The sequence below is a fragment of the Alloalcanivorax xenomutans genome, from assembly GCF_032810065.1.
Taxonomy (GTDB): Bacteria; Pseudomonadota; Gammaproteobacteria; order Pseudomonadales; family Alcanivoracaceae; genus Alloalcanivorax; species Alloalcanivorax xenomutans.
Map to the genome: position 1 here is coordinate 3,889,182 of NZ_CP136538.1, position 20,995 is coordinate 3,910,176.

The 20,995-nt window shown below is 62.0% G+C and carries 21 protein-coding genes, 1 other RNA gene and 1 pseudogene; 9 read left to right on the forward strand and 14 right to left on the reverse strand.

Going from position 1 to position 20,995, the window contains the following annotated elements; translation table 11 throughout:
• Positions 1-82 precede the first annotated feature (82 nt).
• The 3 genes from dnaK to hrcA all read right to left on the reverse strand — a co-directional run bounded on the left by dnaK (position 83) and on the right by hrcA (position 3,983).
• Positions 83-2,005 (reverse strand): molecular chaperone DnaK, encoded by a 1,923-nt coding sequence (gene dnaK / locus RYH70_RS17995; protein ID WP_022993554.1) that lies wholly within the window; start codon positions 2,003-2,005, stop codon positions 83-85.
• 113 nt (positions 2,006-2,118) lie between these two features.
• Positions 2,119-2,712, reverse strand: a complete 594-nt coding sequence (grpE, locus tag RYH70_RS18000; protein ID WP_022993555.1) for a nucleotide exchange factor GrpE — start codon at positions 2,710-2,712, stop codon at positions 2,119-2,121.
• 227 nt (positions 2,713-2,939) lie between these two features.
• On the reverse strand, positions 2,940-3,983 hold the full coding sequence (gene hrcA, locus RYH70_RS18005) for a heat-inducible transcriptional repressor HrcA (RefSeq protein WP_317009467.1): 1,044 nt from the start codon (positions 3,981-3,983) through the stop codon (positions 2,940-2,942).
• 245 nt (positions 3,984-4,228) lie between these two features.
• Here hrcA and recN point away from each other — a divergent pair, with 245 nt between their 5' ends.
• Entirely contained in the window at positions 4,229-5,899 is a 1,671-nt protein-coding gene (recN, locus tag RYH70_RS18010) for a DNA repair protein RecN (RefSeq protein ID WP_284455799.1), read from the forward strand.
• Between the two features lie 120 nt (positions 5,900-6,019).
• Here recN and fur read toward each other — a convergent pair whose 3' ends face one another.
• Positions 6,020-6,424 (reverse strand): ferric iron uptake transcriptional regulator, encoded by a 405-nt coding sequence (gene fur / locus RYH70_RS18015; protein WP_014996190.1) that lies wholly within the window; start codon positions 6,422-6,424, stop codon positions 6,020-6,022.
• Positions 6,425-6,533: 109 nt separating this feature from the next.
• Between fur and RYH70_RS18020 the strand changes: the two genes are divergently transcribed.
• Positions 6,534-6,941, forward strand: a complete 408-nt coding sequence (locus tag RYH70_RS18020; protein WP_063140244.1) for an outer membrane protein assembly factor BamE — start codon at positions 6,534-6,536, stop codon at positions 6,939-6,941.
• 7 nt (positions 6,942-6,948) lie between these two features.
• On the opposite strand, the gene RYH70_RS18025 is transcribed toward RYH70_RS18020, so the two are convergent.
• Both RYH70_RS18025 and RYH70_RS18030 read right to left on the reverse strand, forming a co-directional pair.
• On the reverse strand, positions 6,949-7,245 hold the full coding sequence (locus RYH70_RS18025) for an RnfH family protein (RefSeq protein WP_022993560.1): 297 nt from the start codon (positions 7,243-7,245) through the stop codon (positions 6,949-6,951).
• A gap of 4 nt (positions 7,246-7,249) precedes the next feature.
• Positions 7,250-8,650: a sodium-dependent transporter gene (locus RYH70_RS18030; RefSeq protein WP_063140245.1), complete on the reverse strand. Its 1,401-nt coding sequence runs from the start codon at positions 8,648-8,650 to the stop codon at positions 7,250-7,252.
• A 140-nt stretch (positions 8,651-8,790) separates the two neighbouring features.
• Between RYH70_RS18030 and smpB the strand changes: the two genes are divergently transcribed.
• On the forward strand, positions 8,791-9,267 hold the full coding sequence (smpB, locus tag RYH70_RS18035) for an SsrA-binding protein SmpB (RefSeq protein WP_022993562.1): 477 nt from the start codon (positions 8,791-8,793) through the stop codon (positions 9,265-9,267).
• 66 nt (positions 9,268-9,333) lie between these two features.
• Here smpB and RYH70_RS18040 read toward each other — a convergent pair whose 3' ends face one another.
• Positions 9,334-9,618: a hypothetical protein gene (locus RYH70_RS18040; RefSeq protein ID WP_022993563.1), complete on the reverse strand. Its 285-nt coding sequence runs from the start codon at positions 9,616-9,618 to the stop codon at positions 9,334-9,336.
• Between the two features lie 300 nt (positions 9,619-9,918).
• Between RYH70_RS18040 and ssrA the strand changes: the two genes are divergently transcribed.
• Positions 9,919-10,276, forward strand: a transfer-messenger RNA (tmRNA) gene (gene ssrA, locus RYH70_RS18045).
• A 427-nt stretch (positions 10,277-10,703) separates the two neighbouring features.
• On the opposite strand, the gene RYH70_RS18050 is transcribed toward ssrA, so the two are convergent.
• Positions 10,704-11,006: a putative quinol monooxygenase gene (locus RYH70_RS18050; protein WP_007182542.1), complete on the reverse strand. Its 303-nt coding sequence runs from the start codon at positions 11,004-11,006 to the stop codon at positions 10,704-10,706.
• 198 nt (positions 11,007-11,204) lie between these two features.
• Here RYH70_RS18050 and RYH70_RS20935 point away from each other — a divergent pair.
• Both RYH70_RS20935 and RYH70_RS20940 read left to right on the forward strand, forming a co-directional pair.
• Positions 11,205-11,651, forward strand: a pseudogene (locus tag RYH70_RS20935) (hypothetical protein); the annotation flags it as partial.
• Between the two features lie 123 nt (positions 11,652-11,774).
• The gene (locus RYH70_RS20940; RefSeq protein ID WP_202935623.1) at positions 11,775-12,083 is read left to right on the forward strand and encodes a helix-turn-helix domain-containing protein; all 309 of its coding nucleotides are present in this window, start codon (positions 11,775-11,777) and stop codon (positions 12,081-12,083) included.
• 81 nt (positions 12,084-12,164) lie between these two features.
• Here RYH70_RS20940 and RYH70_RS18060 read toward each other — a convergent pair whose 3' ends face one another.
• The 3 genes from RYH70_RS18060 to RYH70_RS18070 all read right to left on the reverse strand — a co-directional run bounded on the left by RYH70_RS18060 (position 12,165) and on the right by RYH70_RS18070 (position 13,928).
• A complete protein-coding gene (locus tag RYH70_RS18060; protein WP_041356890.1) occupies positions 12,165-12,518 on the reverse strand; it encodes a hypothetical protein in 354 nt (117 codons plus the stop codon).
• Positions 12,508-12,720: a helix-turn-helix transcriptional regulator gene (locus RYH70_RS18065; protein ID WP_284455470.1), complete on the reverse strand. Its 213-nt coding sequence runs from the start codon at positions 12,718-12,720 to the stop codon at positions 12,508-12,510. Before RYH70_RS18065 ends, RYH70_RS18060 begins: the two co-directional genes overlap by 11 nt.
• 83 nt (positions 12,721-12,803) lie before the next feature.
• Positions 12,804-13,928, reverse strand: coding sequence for a Fic family protein (locus RYH70_RS18070; protein ID WP_284455471.1), 1,125 nt, complete (start codon positions 13,926-13,928; stop codon positions 12,804-12,806).
• 628 nt (positions 13,929-14,556) lie between these two features.
• On the opposite strand from RYH70_RS18070, the gene RYH70_RS18075 reads away from it, so the two are divergent.
• Complete coding sequence (locus RYH70_RS18075; RefSeq protein ID WP_316308858.1) at positions 14,557-15,663, forward strand: hypothetical protein; 1,107 nt, start codon at positions 14,557-14,559, stop codon at positions 15,661-15,663.
• Here RYH70_RS18075 and RYH70_RS18080 read toward each other — a convergent pair.
• Genes RYH70_RS18080 through RYH70_RS18090 form a run of 3 tightly spaced genes read right to left on the reverse strand, consistent with a single transcriptional unit; the run spans position 15,660 to position 18,728 of the window.
• Complete coding sequence (locus tag RYH70_RS18080; RefSeq protein WP_233917933.1) at positions 15,660-16,967, reverse strand: NTP/NDP exchange transporter; 1,308 nt, start codon at positions 16,965-16,967, stop codon at positions 15,660-15,662. The genes RYH70_RS18075 and RYH70_RS18080 overlap by 4 nt on opposite strands.
• A gap of 2 nt (positions 16,968-16,969) precedes the next feature.
• A complete protein-coding gene (locus tag RYH70_RS18085) occupies positions 16,970-17,884 on the reverse strand; it encodes an aldo/keto reductase (RefSeq protein WP_233917931.1) in 915 nt (304 codons plus the stop codon).
• Positions 17,885-17,933: 49 nt separating this feature from the next.
• Positions 17,934-18,728, reverse strand: coding sequence for an SDR family NAD(P)-dependent oxidoreductase (locus RYH70_RS18090; RefSeq protein ID WP_317009469.1), 795 nt, complete (start codon positions 18,726-18,728; stop codon positions 17,934-17,936).
• A 125-nt stretch (positions 18,729-18,853) separates the two neighbouring features.
• On the opposite strand from RYH70_RS18090, the gene RYH70_RS18095 reads away from it, so the two are divergent.
• A complete protein-coding gene (locus tag RYH70_RS18095; RefSeq protein ID WP_233917929.1) occupies positions 18,854-19,762 on the forward strand; it encodes a LysR family transcriptional regulator in 909 nt (302 codons plus the stop codon).
• 121 nt (positions 19,763-19,883) lie between these two features.
• Positions 19,884-20,846 (forward strand): isopenicillin N synthase family dioxygenase, encoded by a 963-nt coding sequence (locus tag RYH70_RS18100; RefSeq protein ID WP_022993582.1) that lies wholly within the window; start codon positions 19,884-19,886, stop codon positions 20,844-20,846.
• The last annotated feature ends 149 nt before the right edge of the window (positions 20,847-20,995 follow it).

Below are 20,995 nucleotides of genomic sequence, written 5' to 3' on the forward strand. Positions count from 1 at the left end.
GCGCCAGACGCCGAACGCCGGACGCTTGGCGCTGCTCTCGGCAGCGCCCCGCGCCCGGCGTCAACGTCCGGCGGATTTCGACTTACTTCTTCTTGTCGTCATCCACTTCTTCGAACTCGGCATCGACCACATCGTCTGCGGCCTGCTTGCCTTGTTCATCACCGGCGTTGCCGCCCTGGGCCTGCTGCGCCTCCGCATACAGTTTCTGTGCCAGGGAACCGGACGCCTCGGTAAGCGCCTTGGTCTTGGCCTCGATGTCGTCCTTGTCGTTACCCTTGAGCGCGGCTTCCAGATCGGAGATGGCTTTATTGATCGCCTCTTTCTCTTCCTCTGTGGCCTTGTCGCCCGCTTCCTCCAGGGTCTTGCGAGTCGCGTGAACCAGGTGATCCGCCTGATTGCGGGTCTGCACCAGCTCCTCGAACTTGCGATCCTCGTCGGCGTGGGCCTCGGCGTCGCGCACCATCTTGTCGATCTCATCGTCGGACAAACCGGAAGACGCCTTGATCTGGATCGACTGTTCCTTGCCCGTGGCCTTGTCCTTGGCGCCCACGTGCAAAATACCGTTGGCATCAATATCGAAGGTCACCTCGATCTGCGGCACGCCGCGCGGCGCCGGCGGAATGTCTTCCAGGTTGAACTGCCCCAGGGACTTGTTCTGCGCCGCCTGCTTACGCTCGCCCTGCAGCACGTGCACGGTCACCGCGGTCTGGTTATCGTCCGCCGTGGAGAACACCTGCGACGCGTTGGTCGGGATGGTGGTGTTCTTCTCGATGATCGGCGTCATCACACCGCCCATGGTCTCGATACCCAGAGTCAGCGGGGTCACGTCCAGCAGCAGCACATCTTTCACGTCACCGCTGAGTACGGCACCCTGAATGGCGGCGCCAATGGCCACGGCTTCATCCGGGTTGACGTCCTTGCGCGCTTCCTTACCGAAGAACTCAGCCACTTTTTTCTGTACCAGCGGCATCCGGGTCTGGCCACCTACCAGGATCACGTCGGTGATGTCGGACGCTTTCACACCGGCATCGTTGAGCGCGGTCTTGCAGGGCTCCAGGGAACGGCTCACCAGCCCTTCCACCAGGGACTCCAGTTTGGCCCGGGTCACTTTCACCACCAGGTGTTTGGGACCGGTGGAATCCGCGGTGATGTAGGGCAGATTCACTTCCGTCTGCTCGGCGGAGGACAGCTCGATCTTGGCCTTCTCGGCAGCTTCCTTGAGGCGCTGCATGGCCAGCGGGTCGCCGCCCAGATCGATGCCGGAGTCCGCCTTGAACTGATCCGCCAGGAAATTGATCAGCGCCAGGTCGAAATCCTCACCACCCAGGAAGGTATCACCATTGGTGGCCAGCACCTCGAATTGGTGCTCACCGTCCACTTCGGCGATCTCGATGATGGACAGGTCGAAGGTACCACCACCCAGGTCATACACCGCGATGGTGCGATCACCACCCTTCTTGTCCAGGCCATAGGCCAGGGCCGCGGCGGTGGGCTCGTTGATGATCCGCTTCACGTCCAGACCGGCGATACGGCCGGCGTCCTTGGTGGCCTGACGCTGAGAATCGTTGAAGTACGCGGGCACGGTGATGACGGCCTCGGTCACCGGCTCACCCAGATAGTCCTCCGCGGTCTTCTTCATTTTCTTCAGCACCTGGGCGGAAATCTGCGGGGGCGCCATTTTCTCGCCCTTCACGTCGACCCAGGCGTCGCCATTGTCGGCCTTGGTGATTTTGTAGGGCACCATCTTGATGTCCTTCTGCACCACCTCGTCTTCAAAACGGCGGCCGATCAGGCGCTTCACCGCGTACACGGTGTTTTGCGGGTTGGTCACCGCCTGCCGTTTGGCGGCCTGACCCACCAGCACCTCGTTGTCCTCGGTGTAGGCGATGATGGACGGCGTGGTGCGCGCGCCCTCGGCGTTTTCGATCACCTTGGTCTTGTCACCTTCCATCACAGCCACACAGCTGTTGGTGGTGCCAAGGTCGATACCAATAATCTTACCCATAACGTCTGTTTCTCCTTCACACGATCCGAATGCCAAAGGCCACCCGGACAGTTGAACCTCAATGAACTTGCCAGCTATATGGCGGCGCCCCGAGTCTTTTCAAGGGAGCCGGATCAACCTTCCGCCTTGCTGACCACCACCCGCGCCGGACGGATCAGGCGGCCGTTGAGCAGGTAGCCTTTCTCCAATACGTCAATCACGGTGTTGGGCTCCGCCCCGGGGGCCGGAATCATCGTCATTGCTTCGTGACGCTCCGGATTGAAGGGCTCGCCGTGGGGATCCACCTGCTCCAGGTTGTGCCGGCCGAAGGCATCCATCAGCACCTTCAGCGTCAGCTCAAGACCCTCGCGGGCGGGCTTGAGCGCCTCATCCTCGGCATCCAGGGTGGACAGGCCACGCTCCAGACTGTCCGCCACGGACAGCAGATCACCGGCGAACTTCTCCAGGGCGAACTTATGGGCGTTCTCCACCTCGCGTTCAGCACGGCGGCGCACATTCTGGATTTCCGCCTGGGCACGCAGGTCCGCTTCGGCCAACGCTTTCTCCAGACGCTGCATCTGCTCCTGCGCCTCAGCCAGCTGCCGGGCCGCATCCGGCTCCGCGGCGGCCTCTTCGTCAGCCACCTCGGCGGCAGGTTGGGGGTTCTCCAGTTCTGAATCCTGGGTCACCGCCTCATCTTGGGGTTTCTGTTTGTCCTGATCGCTCATATCCACTCCAAAATACCCGAATGCGGGATCCATCTCGGGAAGGCGGGCAAAGATATGGGAACAGGTTGAGCGGATTCAAGGGCAAGCGAGAAAGCAGTTAACAGTTAATAGTGAAGAGCTAACAGCGCGCGCGAGGACACCTCCGAGCACCAATGCTGTGCCCTCGCCCTCCCTTTTCGCGGAGCCGGGCCGCTATTCACTGTTCACTATTAACTCTTCATTGCTTTTCACAGTTGATTGAGGGCGGCGGACAGGATGCGGGCGGTGATATCCACGGTGGGGATGACTTTTTCATAGTCCATGCGGGTGGGGCCGACCACGGCCAGCACGCCCACCGGGCCGTTTTCCAGCCGGTACGGCGCCGACACCAGCGAATACTCCTCGAACGGCTGATAGCCGGACTCCCGGCCGATGAAGATCTGCACGCCATCGGCCTTCATGCTGCGCTCCAGCAGATGCAGGATATCGCGCTTGTGGTTGAAGGCATTGAACAGGTCGCGCAGCTTGTCGATGCTGTCGGCCTGGGCGGTATCCAGCAGATTGGACTCCCCGGACACCACGTAATCGGACTCTTCGTCCTCGGGCTGCCTCAAGGCCTGACCAGCCACATCGAGGGTGGTCCGCATCAGCGCGTCCATCTGCGCCCGGTCCGCCGCCATGGTGCTCAACAGGCCGTCACAGATGGCGTCCAGGTCACAACCACCGTAGGTGTGATTGATGTAGTTGGCGGCCTGGCGCAATTCCGTCTCATCGTACTGGCGGGCGGTATGGATGATACGGTTTTGCACTTCGGAGCGGTTCACCACCAGAATCACCAGCACGCGCTGACCGGACAGCGGCAGGAACTCCACCTGCCTCAGCGTGCTGACCTGGCGTCTTGGCGCCGCCACCAGACCGGCCATGCGGGTCAGTTCCGCCAGAGTACGGGATGCCTGGGACACCAACTCCTGCGGCGACTGATCCGGTGCCAGCAACTGGCGCAATTCATCACGCAACTGCTGGTGATCCGGGCTGCGCATGGCGCTGGACGCCAGCAGCGTATCCACATAGAGGCGATACCCACGCTCGGTGGGCACCCGGCCCGCCGAAGTGTGGGGACTGACCAACAACCCCAGATCCTCCAGTTCCGCCATGATATTGCGGATGGTCGCCGGGCTTACCGCCAGGCCGCCCCCCTGGGCCAGGGTTTTCGAGCCCACTGGCTGGCCGTCACGGATATGACGTTCCACCAGGGCCATGAGTAACCGTTGCTTGCGTTCGTTGAGTTCCACAGCTGCCTTTCGTCACCCATTACTGCCAATCGGGATGGGCGGAGCGCCCACCCATTGCCGATTGTTGCCAGCGAAACGGTCGCCGTCCAGTGTTACTCCTCTTCACCTTACTCTTACGCTCGCGGCCGGAATCGCCTAACATCAACGAGGCACTGGTCAGAATAACAGTTGTCCGAGCCGCGCAGCGAGTACCGCCGCGCCACCCGCTACAAACGCCCAAACCAGGAAACACGGGGGTTCCGTACATGCTCACTCACTTGAGCGTTCGCCATTTCGCCACCGTCGATCAACTCGAGCTGGAACCGGAATCCGGCCTCACCGTCATCAGCGGCGAGACCGGCGCCGGCAAATCCGTACTGATCGATGCCCTTTCCCTGACCCTGGGAGAACGGGCGGATTCCGCCGTGGTTCGGCCGGGCTGCGAACGGGCGGAAGTGCTGGCCAGTTTCACCGTGGCCAACCACGCCCAGGCCAGGGCCTGGCTGGAAGAGCGGGAACTGGATAACGGCGATGACTGCCTGCTGCGCCGCACGGTCCGTGCCGACGGCCGCTCCCGGGCCTATATCAACGGCACGCCGGCCCCCTTGGCCGACGTGCGTCAGCTCGGCGAGTTGCTGATCAGCATTCACAGCCAGCATGAACACCAGGCCCTGCTGCATCGGGACACTCACCGCCAACTGCTCGACAATTTCGCCGGCGCTGGCGAGCTGGCGGCTTCCGTGCGAAACGCCTGGCGCCAGTGGCAACAGGCCCGCCAGGAGCACGACCAGGCTCTCACCGGCGCCCGCGAACAGAACGAGCGCCAGGAACTGCTGCGCTTCCAACTGGACGAATTGGACGCCCTGTCTCTGGCCGAAGGCGAATTGGCGGAGCTGGATCAGGAACAACAACGCCTGGGCCACGCCGACGCCCTGATCCGCCTGTGCCAGCAATCGGTGACGGCCCTGTACGACGGCGAGGAAGGCACCTGTAACGATCAGCTGGGCCAGATCCGCCACTGGCTGGAAGAAGCCCGCGACCACGACAACGCTTTGTCGGAAGCTTTGGACACGGTGGAATCCGCCCGCCTGCAGGTGGAAGCGGCCGCCGAAGCCCTGCGTCACTATCTGGACCGCCTGGACCTGGACCCGGAGCGGCTGGCGCAAGTGGAAGAGCGCCTGGGGCAGGCCTACAGCCTGGCCCGCAAACACCGGGTGCGCCCGGAAGAACTGGTGGAGCATCATCAGCAACTGGCCCGGGAAGTGGACACCCTGGAGCACTTCGATGAGCACCTGGAGGCCCTGGCCAAAGCGGAGCAAGATGCCCAGGCACATTACATGAGCGAAGCCCGCAAGCTCAGCAAGGCCCGCAAGACCGCCGCCACCACACTCACTCGTCAGATCGCCACCCAGCTCAAGGCCCTGGGCATGAAAGCCGCCAGACTGGAAACCGTGGTGGAAGACGACAGCCCCGGCGCCGAAGGCCTGGATCTGGTGGAATTCCGTTTTTCCGCCAATCCCGGGCAGCCATTACGGCCGCTGGCCAAGGTCGCTTCCGGCGGCGAATTGTCCCGGGTCAGCCTGGCAATCCAGGTGATTTGCGCGCGCAACCTGACGGTGCCCAGCCTGGTGTTCGATGAAGTGGATGTGGGGGTCGGTGGCGGGGTGGCCGAAATCGTCGGCCGCCTGCTGCGGGAACTGGGCGAACACGCCCAGGTACTGTGCATCACCCACCAGGCGCAAGTGGCCAGCCAGGGACATCAGCACTGGCAAGTGCACAAAATTCAGGGCAAGAACACCACCCGCACCCGCATCCAGCCCCTCGCCCCGGATGCCCGGGTGGAAGAACTGGCGCGGATGCTGGGCGGCGTGGAAATCACCGACTCCACCCTGGCCCATGCCCGGGAAATGCTCGAGAAGGGTCAGGAAGTGGCCTGACAAAACCCCACCGCCCGTGCCCTGAGGCACGGGGATTGGGTCGGGGAGCGGGGCTTGCGGGCGTGGCGCCGCTATGCGGCGTCGGGCTGGCTGGCGGTGAACCGGGCCTGGGCCGATCGGTTATTTGCGCTTCGGCTTAACGTACAACACCAGGGCGTGGTCGACGATGTCGTAGCCGTGCTTGTCGGCGATCATCTTTTGACGCTTCTCGATTTCCTCATCGACGAACTCGATCACCTCACCGGTCTCGGTGCAGACCATATGATCATGGTGGCCTTCATCGGCCAGCTCGAATACGGCGGAGCCTCCCTCGAAGTTGTGGCGCAATACGATGCCCGCCTGCTCGAATTGAGTGAGCACCCGATAGACGGTGGCCAGCCCCACATCCTCGCCGGCCTCCATCAGCGCCTTGTAGATGTCTTCCGCGCTGAGATGCCGGGAATCGGAGGATTCCAGTTGCTGAAGGATTTTCACCCTCGGCAAGGTCACCTTGAGCCCAGCCTTTCTAAGATCCTGATTATCCAATGTACTTGCTCCGTAGCCGCCTTTTGGGGATCGCCTGACTTTCAGGGAACCTTGTTCCCCCCGTTCAAGTCTGTATTATCGCCCGAACATTATGCCAAGTCGAAAACCCATGCCAAGGATCATCGCCCTTTTTGCCATATTGACCACCCTGCTGGCCGGTTGCAGCTCCCTGCGCTTCCCGGGGGTGTACCGCATCGACATTCCCCAGGGGAATGTGGTCACCGAGGATATGTTGTCCGGCCTGCGACCGGGCATGACCCCCGAGCAGGTTCGCTTCGTGCTCGGTCCGCCCACGCTGACCGACCCGTTCACCCCCAACACCTGGTATTACCTGCTGCAGTACCAGCCGGGTAACGGGGAGATGGTGGAACAACAGATCGTGGTGCATTTCGACCAGGGACATTACAGTCATTACGACGGCCAGGTCACCAGCGATCTGCGCGAGCGCACCTCCGGTTACCAGGATCAAGAATTGCTGCGGCGCGCCGAGGACCGGCGCCAGGAAGCCGCCAACTGATCCAATCTCAGCCTTGGCTGGCACGCCGGGCCCTGGCCCGGCGTGCTGATTTCGGATCCGCTTTAAGCGGCCGGTAGATTTCCACCCGTTCCCCTTCCGCCAGCCTGCGCCCCGCCGGATTCGGCTCGACCTTGCCAAACACCCCCATGCTGACCCTCGCCGGATCCAGCCCATCGAAATGCTCGGCAATACCCGAAGCGGTCACGGCATCCAGCATGGAAGCGCCCTCCGGCACCTCCACCGCGATCAGCTTCTGCTTCTCCGGCAAGGCGTAAACCACTTCGACGCGAATAGTCCCGGCCATGGGCCTAACCTCCCAGGGCGCCGATCAGAGCATTGAGGAATACCGCCGCCACCGCCAGTGGCGCGACAATACGCACCACCGCCCGCCATACCATGTACAGCCCGAAGCTCTTCATCGCCAACTCCTTGCGGGCCTGCGTTTCCTTCATGACCCAGCCGGCGAAAATGGCAATCAACAGCCCCCCCAGGGGCAACATCAGGCTGGAAGCGAGGAAATCGATGTTCTGGAAGAAGGTGCCCACCAGGAAGGTCACGTCCTTCCAGTAATTGAACGACAGCACCGTGCCAACACCGATCACCCAGGCCGTCAGCCCCACGGCCAAGGCCGCCAGCGGCCGTCCCAGCCCCCGCTCCACCAGCCAGGCCACCATCGGCTCACCCAGGGAAATCGAGGAACTCAGCGCCGAGCACATCACCAGCACGAAGAACACCGTCCCGACAATGACGCCAGCAGGCATCTGACCGAACGCCAACGGCAGGGTCACGAACAGCAACCCCGGCCCTTGAGAAGGCTCCAGGCCATTGCTGAACACCACCGGAAAAATCACCAAACCCGCTCCCAGCGCCACCAGCGTGTCCAGTAACGCGATGATCCCCACGGTGGAGACGATCGACACCCGCCGGGTCTTGCCGGTACGGCGATCCTGGACCTCACGGGGCATATAGGCGCCGTACACCATGATCGCGCCCATCCCCAGGCTCAGGGTGAAAAACGCCTGCCCCAGAGCGGCCATTACCGCCTCGCCGGAGAGCTTGGAGAAATCGAAGTGGAACATGAAGTTCACGCCCTGGGCGAACCCCGGCGTGGTGCTGGCGTAAACCACCAGGCCAATCAGCAGCACGAACAGCAGCGGCATCAGCACCTGCACCGCTTTTTCCAACCCCCGGCTGACGCCACGGGCCACCACCCACATGGTCAGAACCATAAAGGCGGTGTGACAACCCAACATCAACCAGGCGTTCGCCTGCATCCCCTCGAAATGGGCCAGAGAGCCGGCGGCGGAGATGCCCTGGAAACCTCCCTGGGCCATGTCCCAGATGTAATAGAGCGTCCAGCCAGCGATCACCGAATAGAACGACAAGATCAGGAACCCGGCCAGGGCTCCCATGTAACCGATCCCGGCCCAGCGGCGGCTCACCTTGCTCTCCGCCGCCAGCTTTTTCATCGTATGCACCGGGCTCATGCCGCCTTTGCGCCCGAGCATCACCTCCGCCACCATGATCGGCACACCGACCAGAGCGATACACAGCAGATAGACCAGCACGAAGGCGCCACCGCCATATTCCCCGGCGAAATACGGGAACTTCCAGATATTGCCGAGCCCGACGGCGGATCCGGTAGCCGCGAGAATAAACGCCCACCGGCTGGTCCACATGCCGTGGACCGGCTTGTCACCTTGCTTCATGCAAACCTTACCCCTTGGTGAAATGCGATCATTGTGTTGATTTTGCGACAGGCGCTCAAGCCGCAAAACCGCAGGCCATCCATGCCGGCATGCCAATGACGCTCGCTAAAGCACCGGGCTGTCTCTATAATCGCGCCCCCATGGGCAAAGCGAAAAAAGCGAAAACACCATCCAGCACCGTGGCGCAGAACCGCAAGGCGCGCTTCGACTACCACCTGGAAGAGCACTTCGAGGCCGGACTGGCGCTGGAAGGCTGGGAAGTGAAATCCCTGCGTGAAGGGAAAGCCAACCTGTCGGAGGCCTACATCCTGCTCCGCGACGGGGAGGCCTACCTGTTCGGCGCCCGCATCGAGCCGCTCCCCACCGCCAGCACTCACATCACCCCGGACCCGCTGCGCAACCGCAAGCTGCTCCTGCACCGGCGCGAACTCGCCCGCATCTTCAGCGGCGTGCAAAAGGACGGCTACACCTGCGTGCCGGTGAGCCTGTACTGGAAGCGCGGACTGGCCAAGCTGGACATCGCCCTGGCCAAAGGGAAGCAGAAGTTCGACAAGCGCGCCACCGAGCGGGAACGCGACTGGAACCGCCAGAAACAACGCCTCTTGCGCCGCAACTAGCGCTATCATCTACTACATTCCGATAGTCGCGACGCCGAGGCGCGTTGATCAGGCAGTGCGGGACGGTCAGGAGGCAGTGTGGCGATGGTTAGCCATCAGCGCCTTTACCTCGTCACGGACACACCAGTAGAACAGCAACCAGGAGCGCAGCACCGCCGGCAGGAAGTACACCGCGAACAGAATCACCGGCACCCGGGCATCTCCGGAAACCCGTTCCACCAGCAGCACACCCGCGCCATAGGCACAGAGCACCAGCAGTAACTGCAAACTACGGGCCAGCAAGGGCCGCGCGGTTATTGGAGCCAGCAAATAGGTGGCACCCTCTTTGGCTGACCGAAAGATCGTCTTCATCGTTTTCTCCTCAATGAATGACGATGCCTTGATCAACGGCCACTTTCTCAGTCTGATTGGGGGCTCGCTGTAAGTCATCGTGTGGATCACATGGGTGTCCCCGCAGCCCTTCGCTTTTGGCGCCTGGCCCGTCGGCACACCCAGCCGCACCCCGTGCGACGAGCCCATAATGCGCCCGTCCGACGACACAACCATGACAATATGTACGATTGTTCGACAATTTATGTAAAGCTCTGTAACACGCCCTTCCACCACTTGTTTTCGACTTCTTCACCCCCATCTCGTACACTACGCCACCCTGGGGCCGACAAGGTTTCGACGCCGGTATTGAACTCTGTGGTGCATGCCGAGAAGGTCACGAGTCTCGTAAAACATTTGTGGCATCTTTAAAGTAATCGCAAACGACGATACTTACGCACTGGCGGCCTAAGGCCCGCCTACGGTCAAGCGACCCAGCCTGTGGGGAAGCGCGACCGGCATCGCTACACAGGCTCGCAGCAAAGTCCGCCCCGGGCCGCGCTGTTAAAACTTAAAGGGGCTCGGCTCTTTCGTCCTGCCCGTCGGGCTGAAAGGGCTTAAATCAATAGACACGGCTAAGCATGTAGATCTGCAGGCGGATTGCTGACGGACGCGGGTTCGATTCCCGCCGGCTCCACCAATAATGAAACCCCAACCGTTCTCGGTTGGGGTTTTTTCTTGCCTGATCGTGCCGGTTCCCGCGTGTTCTTGGGGGCTCCTGCGGAAGCCTGCGGACTTCGCCCGCCGCCTGAATTGGCCGTTCCGGGCCACATTCCACTCTCTCCTGACCATTCCTCGCTCCGACCTCGCTCCCTGAAACTGGCCCGAAGTCCGCAACGCAGGCCCATACAGATCAAAGGGTTACCCGACGAATCGGAACATCTCAGCTCGCCCTGATGTTGCCCCTGCTTGCTGACACAGCTTGGAAGTTCTGGCTGCAATATTGCCCCCCCCCCAATCGCTGTGGAAGGTAGCTCCCTGGGCAAGTGCAATTGGAGGGGGATCGCTGCGTAGGGCCGTGTGACCCCCATCCTGCAGCGTGACCTGATTGGGTCAAGGCCGGGTTGTCATGCAGGCAGTTTGGCTGCAAGCAGTTCGACCTTCTCGATATTGGGCGGAGAACTGAGCAAGGTCGCGGCGTTGGCCATCAAGGCCGCGGCGATCTGGCCGTTCAGATGTGCTTGGCGACCTGCCTCATCGGCAAAGGCATCGAACACACCGAACGTCGAAGGGCCAAACTTCAATGCGAACCAGGCAGTGGTGCCGGACTCGGCGTTGGCGAGCGGCAGTGCGCTGGCCAGGAAGTCGGCAAGCGCAGCCTCCTGGCCGGGTTTGGCTTCGAGGCGAACAAACAGGGCGAGCTTGGTCATACTGTAATCCTTTGGGTAAATGGGTTAGGTGAATGGATCAACGAGCCTGCAGTCTAAGTCGTCATGACAGCCATCTCTATAGACAATAATGACAACTTTGATATCATTGTTGCCATGAAACTCCACATCCTTGTTTGTGATGGCGTGTTTGATCTGGGGCTTGCGGCGCTCACCGACACAGTGGGCTTGGCCAATGCGATGGCGGGCTCGCTGCCACAGGCTCCCGCGCACATAGAGCTCACGCTGGTGGGCGTGCGGCGTCGCATCCGAACTGCGCAAGGCTTGACGGTCCCCGTGGTCACTGCGCGTGGTGTGCCGGAACCAGACGTCGTGCTCGTGCCCGCGTTTGGTGACAAGATGCCTGACACGCTCTCGGCTCGACTCACACGCCCCGATGTGCCCGACGCGGTCGCGGCGCTACAGCAGTGGTCCACCGCTGGCGCGCACCTTGGTGCCGCTTGCACCGGTAGTTTCTTGCTTGCAGAGAGTGGCCTGCTTGATGGACATCGTGCGACGACGTCATGGTGGCTGGGGCCGATGTTTCGGCAGCGCTATCCGAACGTCACGCTGGACGAGTCACGCATGATCGTGAACTCGACACGCTTCACCACCGCGGGTGCCGCTTTGGCCCACGTCGACTTGGCCTTGCGCATCATCCGAGGGCGCAGTCCGGCGCTGGCGGCCCTGGTGGCACGCTATCTGCTGGTCGAGACACGCAGTTCGCAAGCCGAGTTCGTGATTCCCGACCACCTTGCGCATACCGACCCGATGGTGGAGCGCTTCGAGTGCTGGGCCAGACGTCGGCTCGCGCAGGGGTTCTCGCTGGCCGAGGCGGCCAGCGCCGCGGGCACAAGCGAGCGCACCTTGGCGCGGCGGCTGCAAAGCGTTTTGGGCAAGACACCGCTGTCGTATTTCCAGGACCTGCGCGTGGAGCATGCCGTCCATCTCTTGCGCACCGGAAACGCGAGCGTCGACCAAGTCGCCGCACAGGTCGGGTACTCGGATGGGGTGACCCTGCGGGCCCTGTTGCGCCGTAAGCTGGGCCGGGGTGTCAGGGAGTTGCGACGCGGTGGATGACCAGAGGCGTTTGGTGTATGTACGGCTGGAGACCGCCGGGAAACTGACGCAGGCCAAACGGCGCATTTTGACCTGACAAAACTACTGCCCGCCACGGCGCGCAAGCTCCAGTTTGACCCCGGACAAAGTTTTGCTGGCAATGTCGTGGTTGAGCAAATCAATACCTTGATTGAGCAACGCTGTGCACTGACGATTCGGCGGCTCACCGACCCCGCCACCGACAATGACGCAGCCGCCGAGCCCACCGTTTGAACTACCGTGCGGACACGGGTTCGATTCAGGGTTTGGGAATTGAACCGACATCCCATCGCAGACGAGTTTGATGCCCGTTTCCGGCGACTGAATCGCCCAGATGGCCGGCGGTGCCGCCGACGTTGCAAATCGTCGGTACTTGTCGATATCTACCGACGAATCGGAACATTTCTCAGCTGACACTGACCTGGGCCACCACGGTCTTGGTCGAGGTCGCCAGGCACGACTCCTCGTAGGCCTCAATGTCGGCCTGCCGGTAGAGCACGCGCCCGCAGAGCTTCAGAAACTTGGGGCCGACCCCCGCGCTGCGCCAGCGCTCAAGGGTGGCCTCACTGATACTCCAGCGGGCAGCGAGTTGTTTTTGATTAAGGTGAGCGACTTCCATCTTGGTCTCCGTCCGAACGAGTTGGCAGGAGTCCATGAAGGCGCTGTTCCGTCCGCGAGCCAAGGCAATTCCAGGAAGCGCCACTACTCGGGCAGATCATTCAGCTCGTAGCTGGTGCTACGCCCGCCGGCATCCGATTTGCGCAGCACGCCCCGCGTCAGCAGATCGTTGATGTCGCGCAGTGCCGTGTCCGGCGAGCATTTGGCGATGGCCGCCCACTTGCTGCTGGTGAGCTTGCCCTCGAAACCATCGAGCAGCTTGTTCAGCAATTTCACCTGCCGCTCGTTCAACGGGGTCGTCGCCCAGCGCTGCCAGAACCGCGCTTTCGTCAGGACAACGTCCAGCGTGTGCTGGGCCTGGTCGACGGCGCGATGAAGCGTGTCGAGGAACCACGCAAGCCACTCGGTGACATCCATCGACCGCTTCTGCGTCCTCTCCAGGATGTCGTAGTAAGCCTTGCGTTCGCGCTGGATCTGCGCCGACAAACTGTAGAAGCGTTGCGGGCTGCCATCGGCACGCGCCAGCAGCAGATCGCCAATGGCCCGGGCGATACGGCCATTGCCATCATCGAATGGATGCAGAGTGACGAACCACAGATGGCCAAGGCCTGCCTTGAGCAGTAGCGGTTCGTTTGATGTGCCATTCAGCCAGTCGAGGAAGCGGCTGGTTTCGGTCTCGAGGCGATCGGCCGGCGGTGCTTCGAAATGCACCCGCTGGCGGCCGATGGGTCCGGACACCACCTGCATCGGGCCGGTGGCATCGTCGCGCCAGCCGCCGACGTTGATCTTGGAGAGCCCAGAATAGCCGGTAGGAAACAGTGCGGCATGCCAGCCGAACAGACGCTCACGCGACACCAGTGCCTGGCAGTTGGCGGTGGCATCAAGTACCATCTCGACCACGCCTTCGACATGCCGATCGACCGGAGCGAGCGCGCCGATGTCCACGCCCAACCTGCGGGCGATGGACGAGCGCACGGATTCAACGTTGAGCTGCTCGCCTTCGATCTCGCTGGTCTTGACCACGTCCTCGGTGAGCGCCGCGAGACTCGCTTGGTCACGCAAGGCCATGCCGACGTCAGCCAGACGCCCCATCAAGAGCCCTTGGGCACGACTGACCTCAGCCATGGGCTCGGCCAGCGCCGCCAGGTCGAAGCGCCAGTTTGGCCAGTCACTGGCCTGCCAGATGTATTTGTATTCACCGCTATTCATGCGGAGATTATGGACTGCAATCTCCGCACGCGCAAGTCAATCGCCGCGCATTGTGCGGTGAATGTGGTCACCATTCGCCGCATGACGGATCGCCTTGCCCCAGGAATGGGTGTAAATGGGTGTGTTATTGGCTGTGGCAACGGACGCGGGTTCAGTTCCCGTTTCGGGAATTGAACTGGCCACGGAAAGCAGACGAGGTTGAGGCCGTATTCCGACTACCAATCACTCCGAAAAACCTGCTTGATCGTCCACTGCCGACGGGCGTACCGGCAGGCTTTTCGCTCCGGTTCGCACTGGTTCGCAGCAACCCGCAGCGCTTCGATTCCGTACTTTCAATAGTCGTTTGATGCGGGGTACCACCCCACCACCAATCAACGCTTCACCGATGAAAGACCGGTGAAAGCAAAGGGGCGCTCCATTCGGAGCGCCCCTTTTTCGTTCCCGGCCGTTGATTTGGTGAGGACGCCCCCCCCCGACAGACCCAACCACCGTAGGGTAGGAGCGGCCCATGGGCCGCGATATTCTCTTGATCCATCAGACGCGCACGCCGGATCCGTGGCGCCCCGGTTACCGTTCTGGCCGGACCTGGCCTCCTCGGAACCCTCGGAATAGGGACAGGAATAACATCATGATCAGAATCGGTTTGTTATCGATGCTGCTGGCGAGCCTGGCATTGAGCTCCGGCTGCGGCGTCTACAACGCCTATAAGTCCCACAATGCGCCGGATCTGCTCCCTATCCCGCCCGAACTGGCCGGGGTCGATCCGGAAAAAGAAAAGGCGCAAATGGACGATCTGGCGCGGCAGCTCAAGACCGCGCTTGCCGCCGGCAAGTCCGTGGTGATGTCCCCCATTTTCACCAAGGACGCCTACCACCAGGGCTTCCGTGGCGAGGACGGCCTGGATGTGCTTTGGGAGAACCCTAATCAGGCCGGCGGCAGTTACTCTCTTACCTGGCTGCGGGCCACCCAGATCCGGGTCGATGGCCGGGATTATCTGGTCTCGGTGGAAGAGCCGGGCCGCTACAGCCTCAAAGTGGTCAATTATCAGGCCAGGGACGCCAATCTCGACGGCATGAAACGGGCCGACAAACCGGTCGCTTCACGAGGTCTGGGAGTCACCTATCTGAGCAGCGGCTCCTACAAAGGCCATGAATGGACCCAGGAGTGGCAAGACGAGATCTCCTGGAATGACCGCCCTCGCCTCAAGACCTATTGCACCCCTACGATGGGCGGCCATTGCATCCCCCATAACGTAATGGAATCCCGCAAACGGGTGATGCGGGAAGCCGGCTATCACACCACGGTGAAGGAGGTGGCCAAGCCCGCCGTCGACGTGGCCACGGTATTGGATCGCGACTTCGCCACCTTTGACCTGAGCGCGGGCGAGGTAGTGATGATCGACGGTGTTTTCGCCAAACCACCCAACAACTGGTTCGTGGACGACGCCTGTGTCGAAAGCTCGGTCGCCGGCATACTGCAGTGCGAGCTGCGAGGCTTCACCATGCAACGGCTCCGGCCTTCCATGGACGCCTTCCGCCAGGGCCTGTCCGAACCGGCGCTGAGCCCCAACCGGCGGGCACGCCAATTGAACCTGACTTCCCGGAACTACAGCGTTCCCAGCGAGACACTGGCCAAGTTATTGTCTTCCGCCACGTATCGGCAGGTGCATTTTTCCGCTAAACCGGGCGAGGTCGATGAGGCCTGGGGACAAACCTATTATTTGAATCTGGATTAACGCCCACCGTCCGCCCCGGTTTCCTTTCGCTTCTGCGCCCTGCCCAGGCCGGCCCCCACACCGGCCCAGGTCAGGGCGATCCCCGCGCCAATCACCATCGGCAACGCGGGGACGGAAGCGATCAGATCCAGCCCGCTTTTCACCCAGCCGCTAATCGCATCGCCACCCCGGTAGACCACGGTGTCGATGGCGTTCTTGGCTTTGTATTTCTGTTCGGCGGGGACCACGGTGTAAAGCATCTCGCGGCCGGGACGAACCAGCGCGTACTCGCCGGCACGCCGGGCGATCATAACGACAACGAAGACCGCGAACGTAGGCGCCAGAGCGAGCCAGAGAAACCCCGCGGTGATCGCCAAAGGCACCGCCGTGAGCAGAACCCCCACACCAAGGCGCTGGGCAATGCGGCCGGTCAGGAACACCTGGGTCAGAATGGCCAGCGCCTGCACCACTGTGTCGATTAATCCGAACACCTGGGTTTGCCGGGTACGGTCGGGGAACGTCTCAGCCACCAGCCTGGCCTGCTCGAAATAGAGAAAGGTGCTGACACTGGCCAGCAACAGCACGAAAACCGCGATGGCGATCAGATAAGGAGAGCCGAACACCTCGCTGATACCGGCCAGGGGATTGCCGCCCAAAGCGCGTTCGCGGCGCCCGTCGCCGGCGCGATCTCTATCCGGCTCCCGGTGGTGGTCCCGCCAGCGATGCAACCAGCCCGCCGCGGCCGCGCTGGCGGCAAGCAGGCCGGCCGCCAGCACCAGCAACCCGGCGTGGCCAACAGGTCCCACCAGCACCGTGCCCAGCACCGGCCCGGTCAGCCCCCCCAGGCTGGCGCCACCAGCAATCAAGGCGAACAGGCGCTTGGCTTCGGCACTGACGAACACATCCGCCAGCACACTCCAGGCAAGAGAAATAGCCAGCAGGTTGAACACCGAAAGCCAGACATAGAACACCCGCCCGGCCCAGACCTCTCCGGGCAGCCAGACCATGGCAGCGGCGAAACCAAGCAGATTGATAACGAAGAAGCCGTACACCCAGGGCAGAATATGGCGCCGGGATACCCGCGACGCGATCCAACCGAACGCCGGCAGCGCCACCAGGGTGGCCACGAAGGTGGCGGTGAACAGCCATTGCAAGTTGTCCACACCGCCGGCCACGCCCATGGTTTCGCGTACCGGCCGCAGCATGAAATAGCCAGTGAACAGGCAGAAAAACATCAACAGCCCCGCCACCACGGCCGGGGCCTCAATAGGGCGAACATTGAACAGCCGGACCACCAGCCGCGACACCGGGTGGGTGGGCGCCATGGTCAGGAGAATAGGGCCCGCAAATCGCGGCGCTGTTGTTCGGTCAACATCGGCCCATAGCCCGCCTGCAGATTATCGCTCTGGCGATGGGGCTTTCCGGTGGCGGGAATGACCGCGGTCACCGCCGGATGGCTGATGGAAAACTTCAGGAACGCTTGGGCCCAGGAATCGATCCCGACTTCCGGCGCCCATTCCGGCAGCGGCCGATCCGCCACCTGGCGGAACAGGCGGCCATCGTCAAAGGCCCGATTGATTAACACCGCCACGCCCAAATCCCGGGCCAGCGGAAACAGTCGCTCTTCCGCCTTGGTGGAAATCACCGAATAGTTGATCTGCAGGAAATCCGGCTTGCTGGCTTCCACCACCTCGGCCAACTGATCCTGACCACTATCAAGCCAGTGCGTCACGCCGCTGTAACGCACCTTGCCTTCTTTCTTGAGGTCGTTGATCAGCGCCATCTGAGTTTGCCAGTCCTGCATGTTGTGCACCTGCAGCAGTTCCACCTTGTCGGTTTTCAGGCGGCGCAGCGAGTTTTCAAACTGGGCCTTGCCGGCCTCTCTGCCAGTGCTGGAAATTTTCGTGGCCAGAAACGTTTTTTCCCGCAGTCCCAGCTCGCTCAACAAGTCACCGATCACCGTTTCCGCCGAACCATAGCTGGGCGCGGTATCGATCAAACGTCCGCCACCGGCGAAAAAACGCCGAAGCACTTCGCGCAGGGGATCGCGTTCCTGATCGGAGGTGCCCACCTCGAAACTGCCGGACGATCCCATGCCAATAACCGGAATCGCTTCACCACTGGAAGGAATGGTCCGCATCGCCATGGCGGCGTCCTTTTCGCTGGCCGCCCAAAGCGGCGACAGAGCCAGGCCGGCGGCGGAGGCCGCGCCGGCCTTCAACAGAGTACGTCGGGACAGCATCGGCACACCTCCTTATCCTTGTATCGACCGCTTCGTATCGAAAACCGGGTCAGCAGATGTCGTCCACCACACCGCCATCCACGCGCAGCGCGGCACCACTGGTAGCGGAAGCCTGGGTGGAGCAGACATAGACCACCATGTTCGCCACTTCCTCGACACTGGCGGGGCGCTGGATCACCGAGCTCGGACGCTCCGCCATAACAAATTCCCGGCCCAGCGTTTCCACCGACTTGCCGGTGCGTTCCATCTCATCCTGCATCATGGCGCGGAAGCCATCCGAAAGCGTGGGCCCGGGCAAGACCGCATTAACGGTGACGCCGCTGCCGGCCACATGTTTGGCAAGGCCGCGCGACAAGGCCAGTTGCGCGGTTTTGGAGACGCCATAATGAATCATGTCGGCGGGAATATTGCGGGCCGACTCCGATGAAATGAACACCACCCGGCCCCAGCTCTTCTCCACCATTCCCGGCAGATAGGCCCGGGAAAGCCGTACGCCGGACATGACATTGGTTTCCCAGTAATCATCCCAGGTGTCGTCGTCAGTATCGTAAAAATCCCTTGGACCATAGATGCCGACATTGTTGACCAGAATATCCACCGCCGGAATTTCCGCCAGCAGCGCCTTGCAACCAGAAAGATTAGCGAGATCCGCGGCCACACCGCGTGAATTCACGCCCGGCACGTCCGCGGCCAGCCTGTCCCTGGCCCGGGCCACCGACTCATCACCGCTGCCATTGAGAATTACCTCCGCGCCGGAGGCCGCCAACCCCACGGCAATGGCATAACCAATACCGCCAGTGGAAGCGGTGACCAGCGCGGTCTTACCGGATAAATCAATATTCATACTCAGCCTTCCGATTTCGGATTCAAACCTGCAAACCGTCATGAACAGATAATGTGCGCATTCAAAAGGCGTTGCACAATCACCGTAATCGGATAAGGATTGTTTCCAAATCGTTGAGAATAATCATGCTTAAGGACATCAACGACCTGCGCATCTTCGAACGCATCGTGGCACGGGGCAGCCTCTCCGCCGCCGCACGCGAACTGGGCCTGTCCCTGGCGGTAGTAAGCAAACGTCTGGGAGAACTGGAACGGCAGCTGGATGCACGGTTGCTGCACCGGACCACCCGCCGACTGTCACTCACCGAGGAAGGCGACATTCTTCATCAGCATTGCCTGCGCCTGCTGTCCCAGGTGGACGAGGCGGAAGCGGCCCTGCTGCATCACCATGACAGCGTCACCGGCACCCTGCACCTGACCGCCCCCACCGGGTTCGGGCGCCGCCACCTGGTGCCGGCACTGTCACGTTTCACCCGCGAATACCCGGAACTGCGGGTACAACTGGCCCTGACCGACACGGTGGAAGACCTGGCCAAAGGCGGGTTCGATCTGGCGATCCGCTATGGCGAGCCATTGGACTCGCGCATGGTGGCACGCCGTCTGGCCCCCAACCGCCGGGTGCTGTGTGCCAGCCCGGATTACCTGCAACGCAAGGGCGCCCCGCGCAAACTGGCGGACCTGACCGATCACGACTGCATCCTGATTGGACAGCAGCCGCAAGCGGACTGGTATTTCGGTCGCGGGCAACGTGAAAGCGCCGTGCGCATCACCGGCGCCTTCTGCTGCAACGACGGCGAAGCCGCCCATGCCCTGGCCCTGCAAGGCGCCGGCATCGTATTGAAGTCGATCTGGGACGTGGGCGAGGATCTGCATTGTGGCCGTCTGATCCAGGTATTACCCCGCCACGCTCCCGCCGCCGCGCCCTTGAATGCCCTTTACCTGCACGGCCGCCATCTGGCCCCACGGGTTACCCTGTTCCTGGATTTCCTCAAACAGTATCTGCATGCCCATCCCCAGAGCAGCCGCGCTAAATAGGCGCTCACCCCGCGCGAAAATCGGCATCGCCAATTGCCGGTGCAACCGTTGACCCCACGCAAGCCGGGCCACCATGATCGAGAATCCGATTTCGGGCGAGTGGTGAATCAAGGACACAACGATGGAATCCTTACCGATCATTTCCATGGCGGGGTTGTCGAGCGAGCAACCGGCGGAGCGTCAGGCCACGGCCAACGAACTGGGTCGCGCCTGCCGGGATATCGGTTTTTTCTACCTGGTGGATCATGGGATTCCGGACTCCGTGTTCGAGGCATTGTTCGAGGACGCCTCGGCTTTCTTCTCACTGCCGTCCGACCGCAAGGAGGCGCTCTCCATCAAACGCTCCCCGCATAATCGCGGCTACGTGGCGATCCAGGACGAAAAACTCAACCCGGTTTCCGGCGCCGACAGCAAGGAAGCGTTCAACATCGGCCATGACCTGCCGGCGGACCACCCCGACGTGCTCAATAACAAGCCCTTCTGCGGAGTGAATTACTGGCCGGATCTACCCGGCTGGCGTGAGCGGACCCTGGACTATTACCACCGCTGCCTGAACGTGGCCCGCACCCTGCACCGGGGCTTCGCCCTGGATATGGGCGCCGCGGAGGATTTCTTCGAGTCCCGCCTGATCGAGCCCATCGCCACCCTGCGCATGCTGCGCTACCCGGCCGCCCAGGGTGACCCGCGAAGGGCGGACGGCGCCGCCGGCACTCACACCGACTACGGCAACGTCACGCTATTGAAAACCGATGGCGTCCCCGGTCTGGAGGTGCGCACCAAGGATGGCCAGTGGATTGATGCCCCCAGTTTTCCCGGCGCTTTTGTCTGCAACATCGGCGACTGCCTGATGCGCTGGAGCAACGACCTTTACCAGTCCACGCCTCATCGGGTACGCACCCCGAAAGCGGAGCGCTACTCGGTGGCGTTTTTCATGGAAGCGGATCCGGACGCCATGGTCGATCCTCGCGATCTGTTCCCCGACCAGGAGCCCCACTACCCGCCGGTCAGCTGTAGCGACTATCTGGCGCAACGACTCAACGCCACCTACGACTTCCGCGCCGAACCGCGCCAGGCCAATCGTTAACTAAGCCATAACGAATTGTTGACACACACAAAGGCAAGTGTCCGGGCGCCGAAAGCGTGATTTGGTGCGATGGGTCAGGGCCAGGTTTACCTCCAACCAAGGCGTTCCGCTGGACGGCCGCAAGGCAGGGAGCGTACTTGAGCAACGGG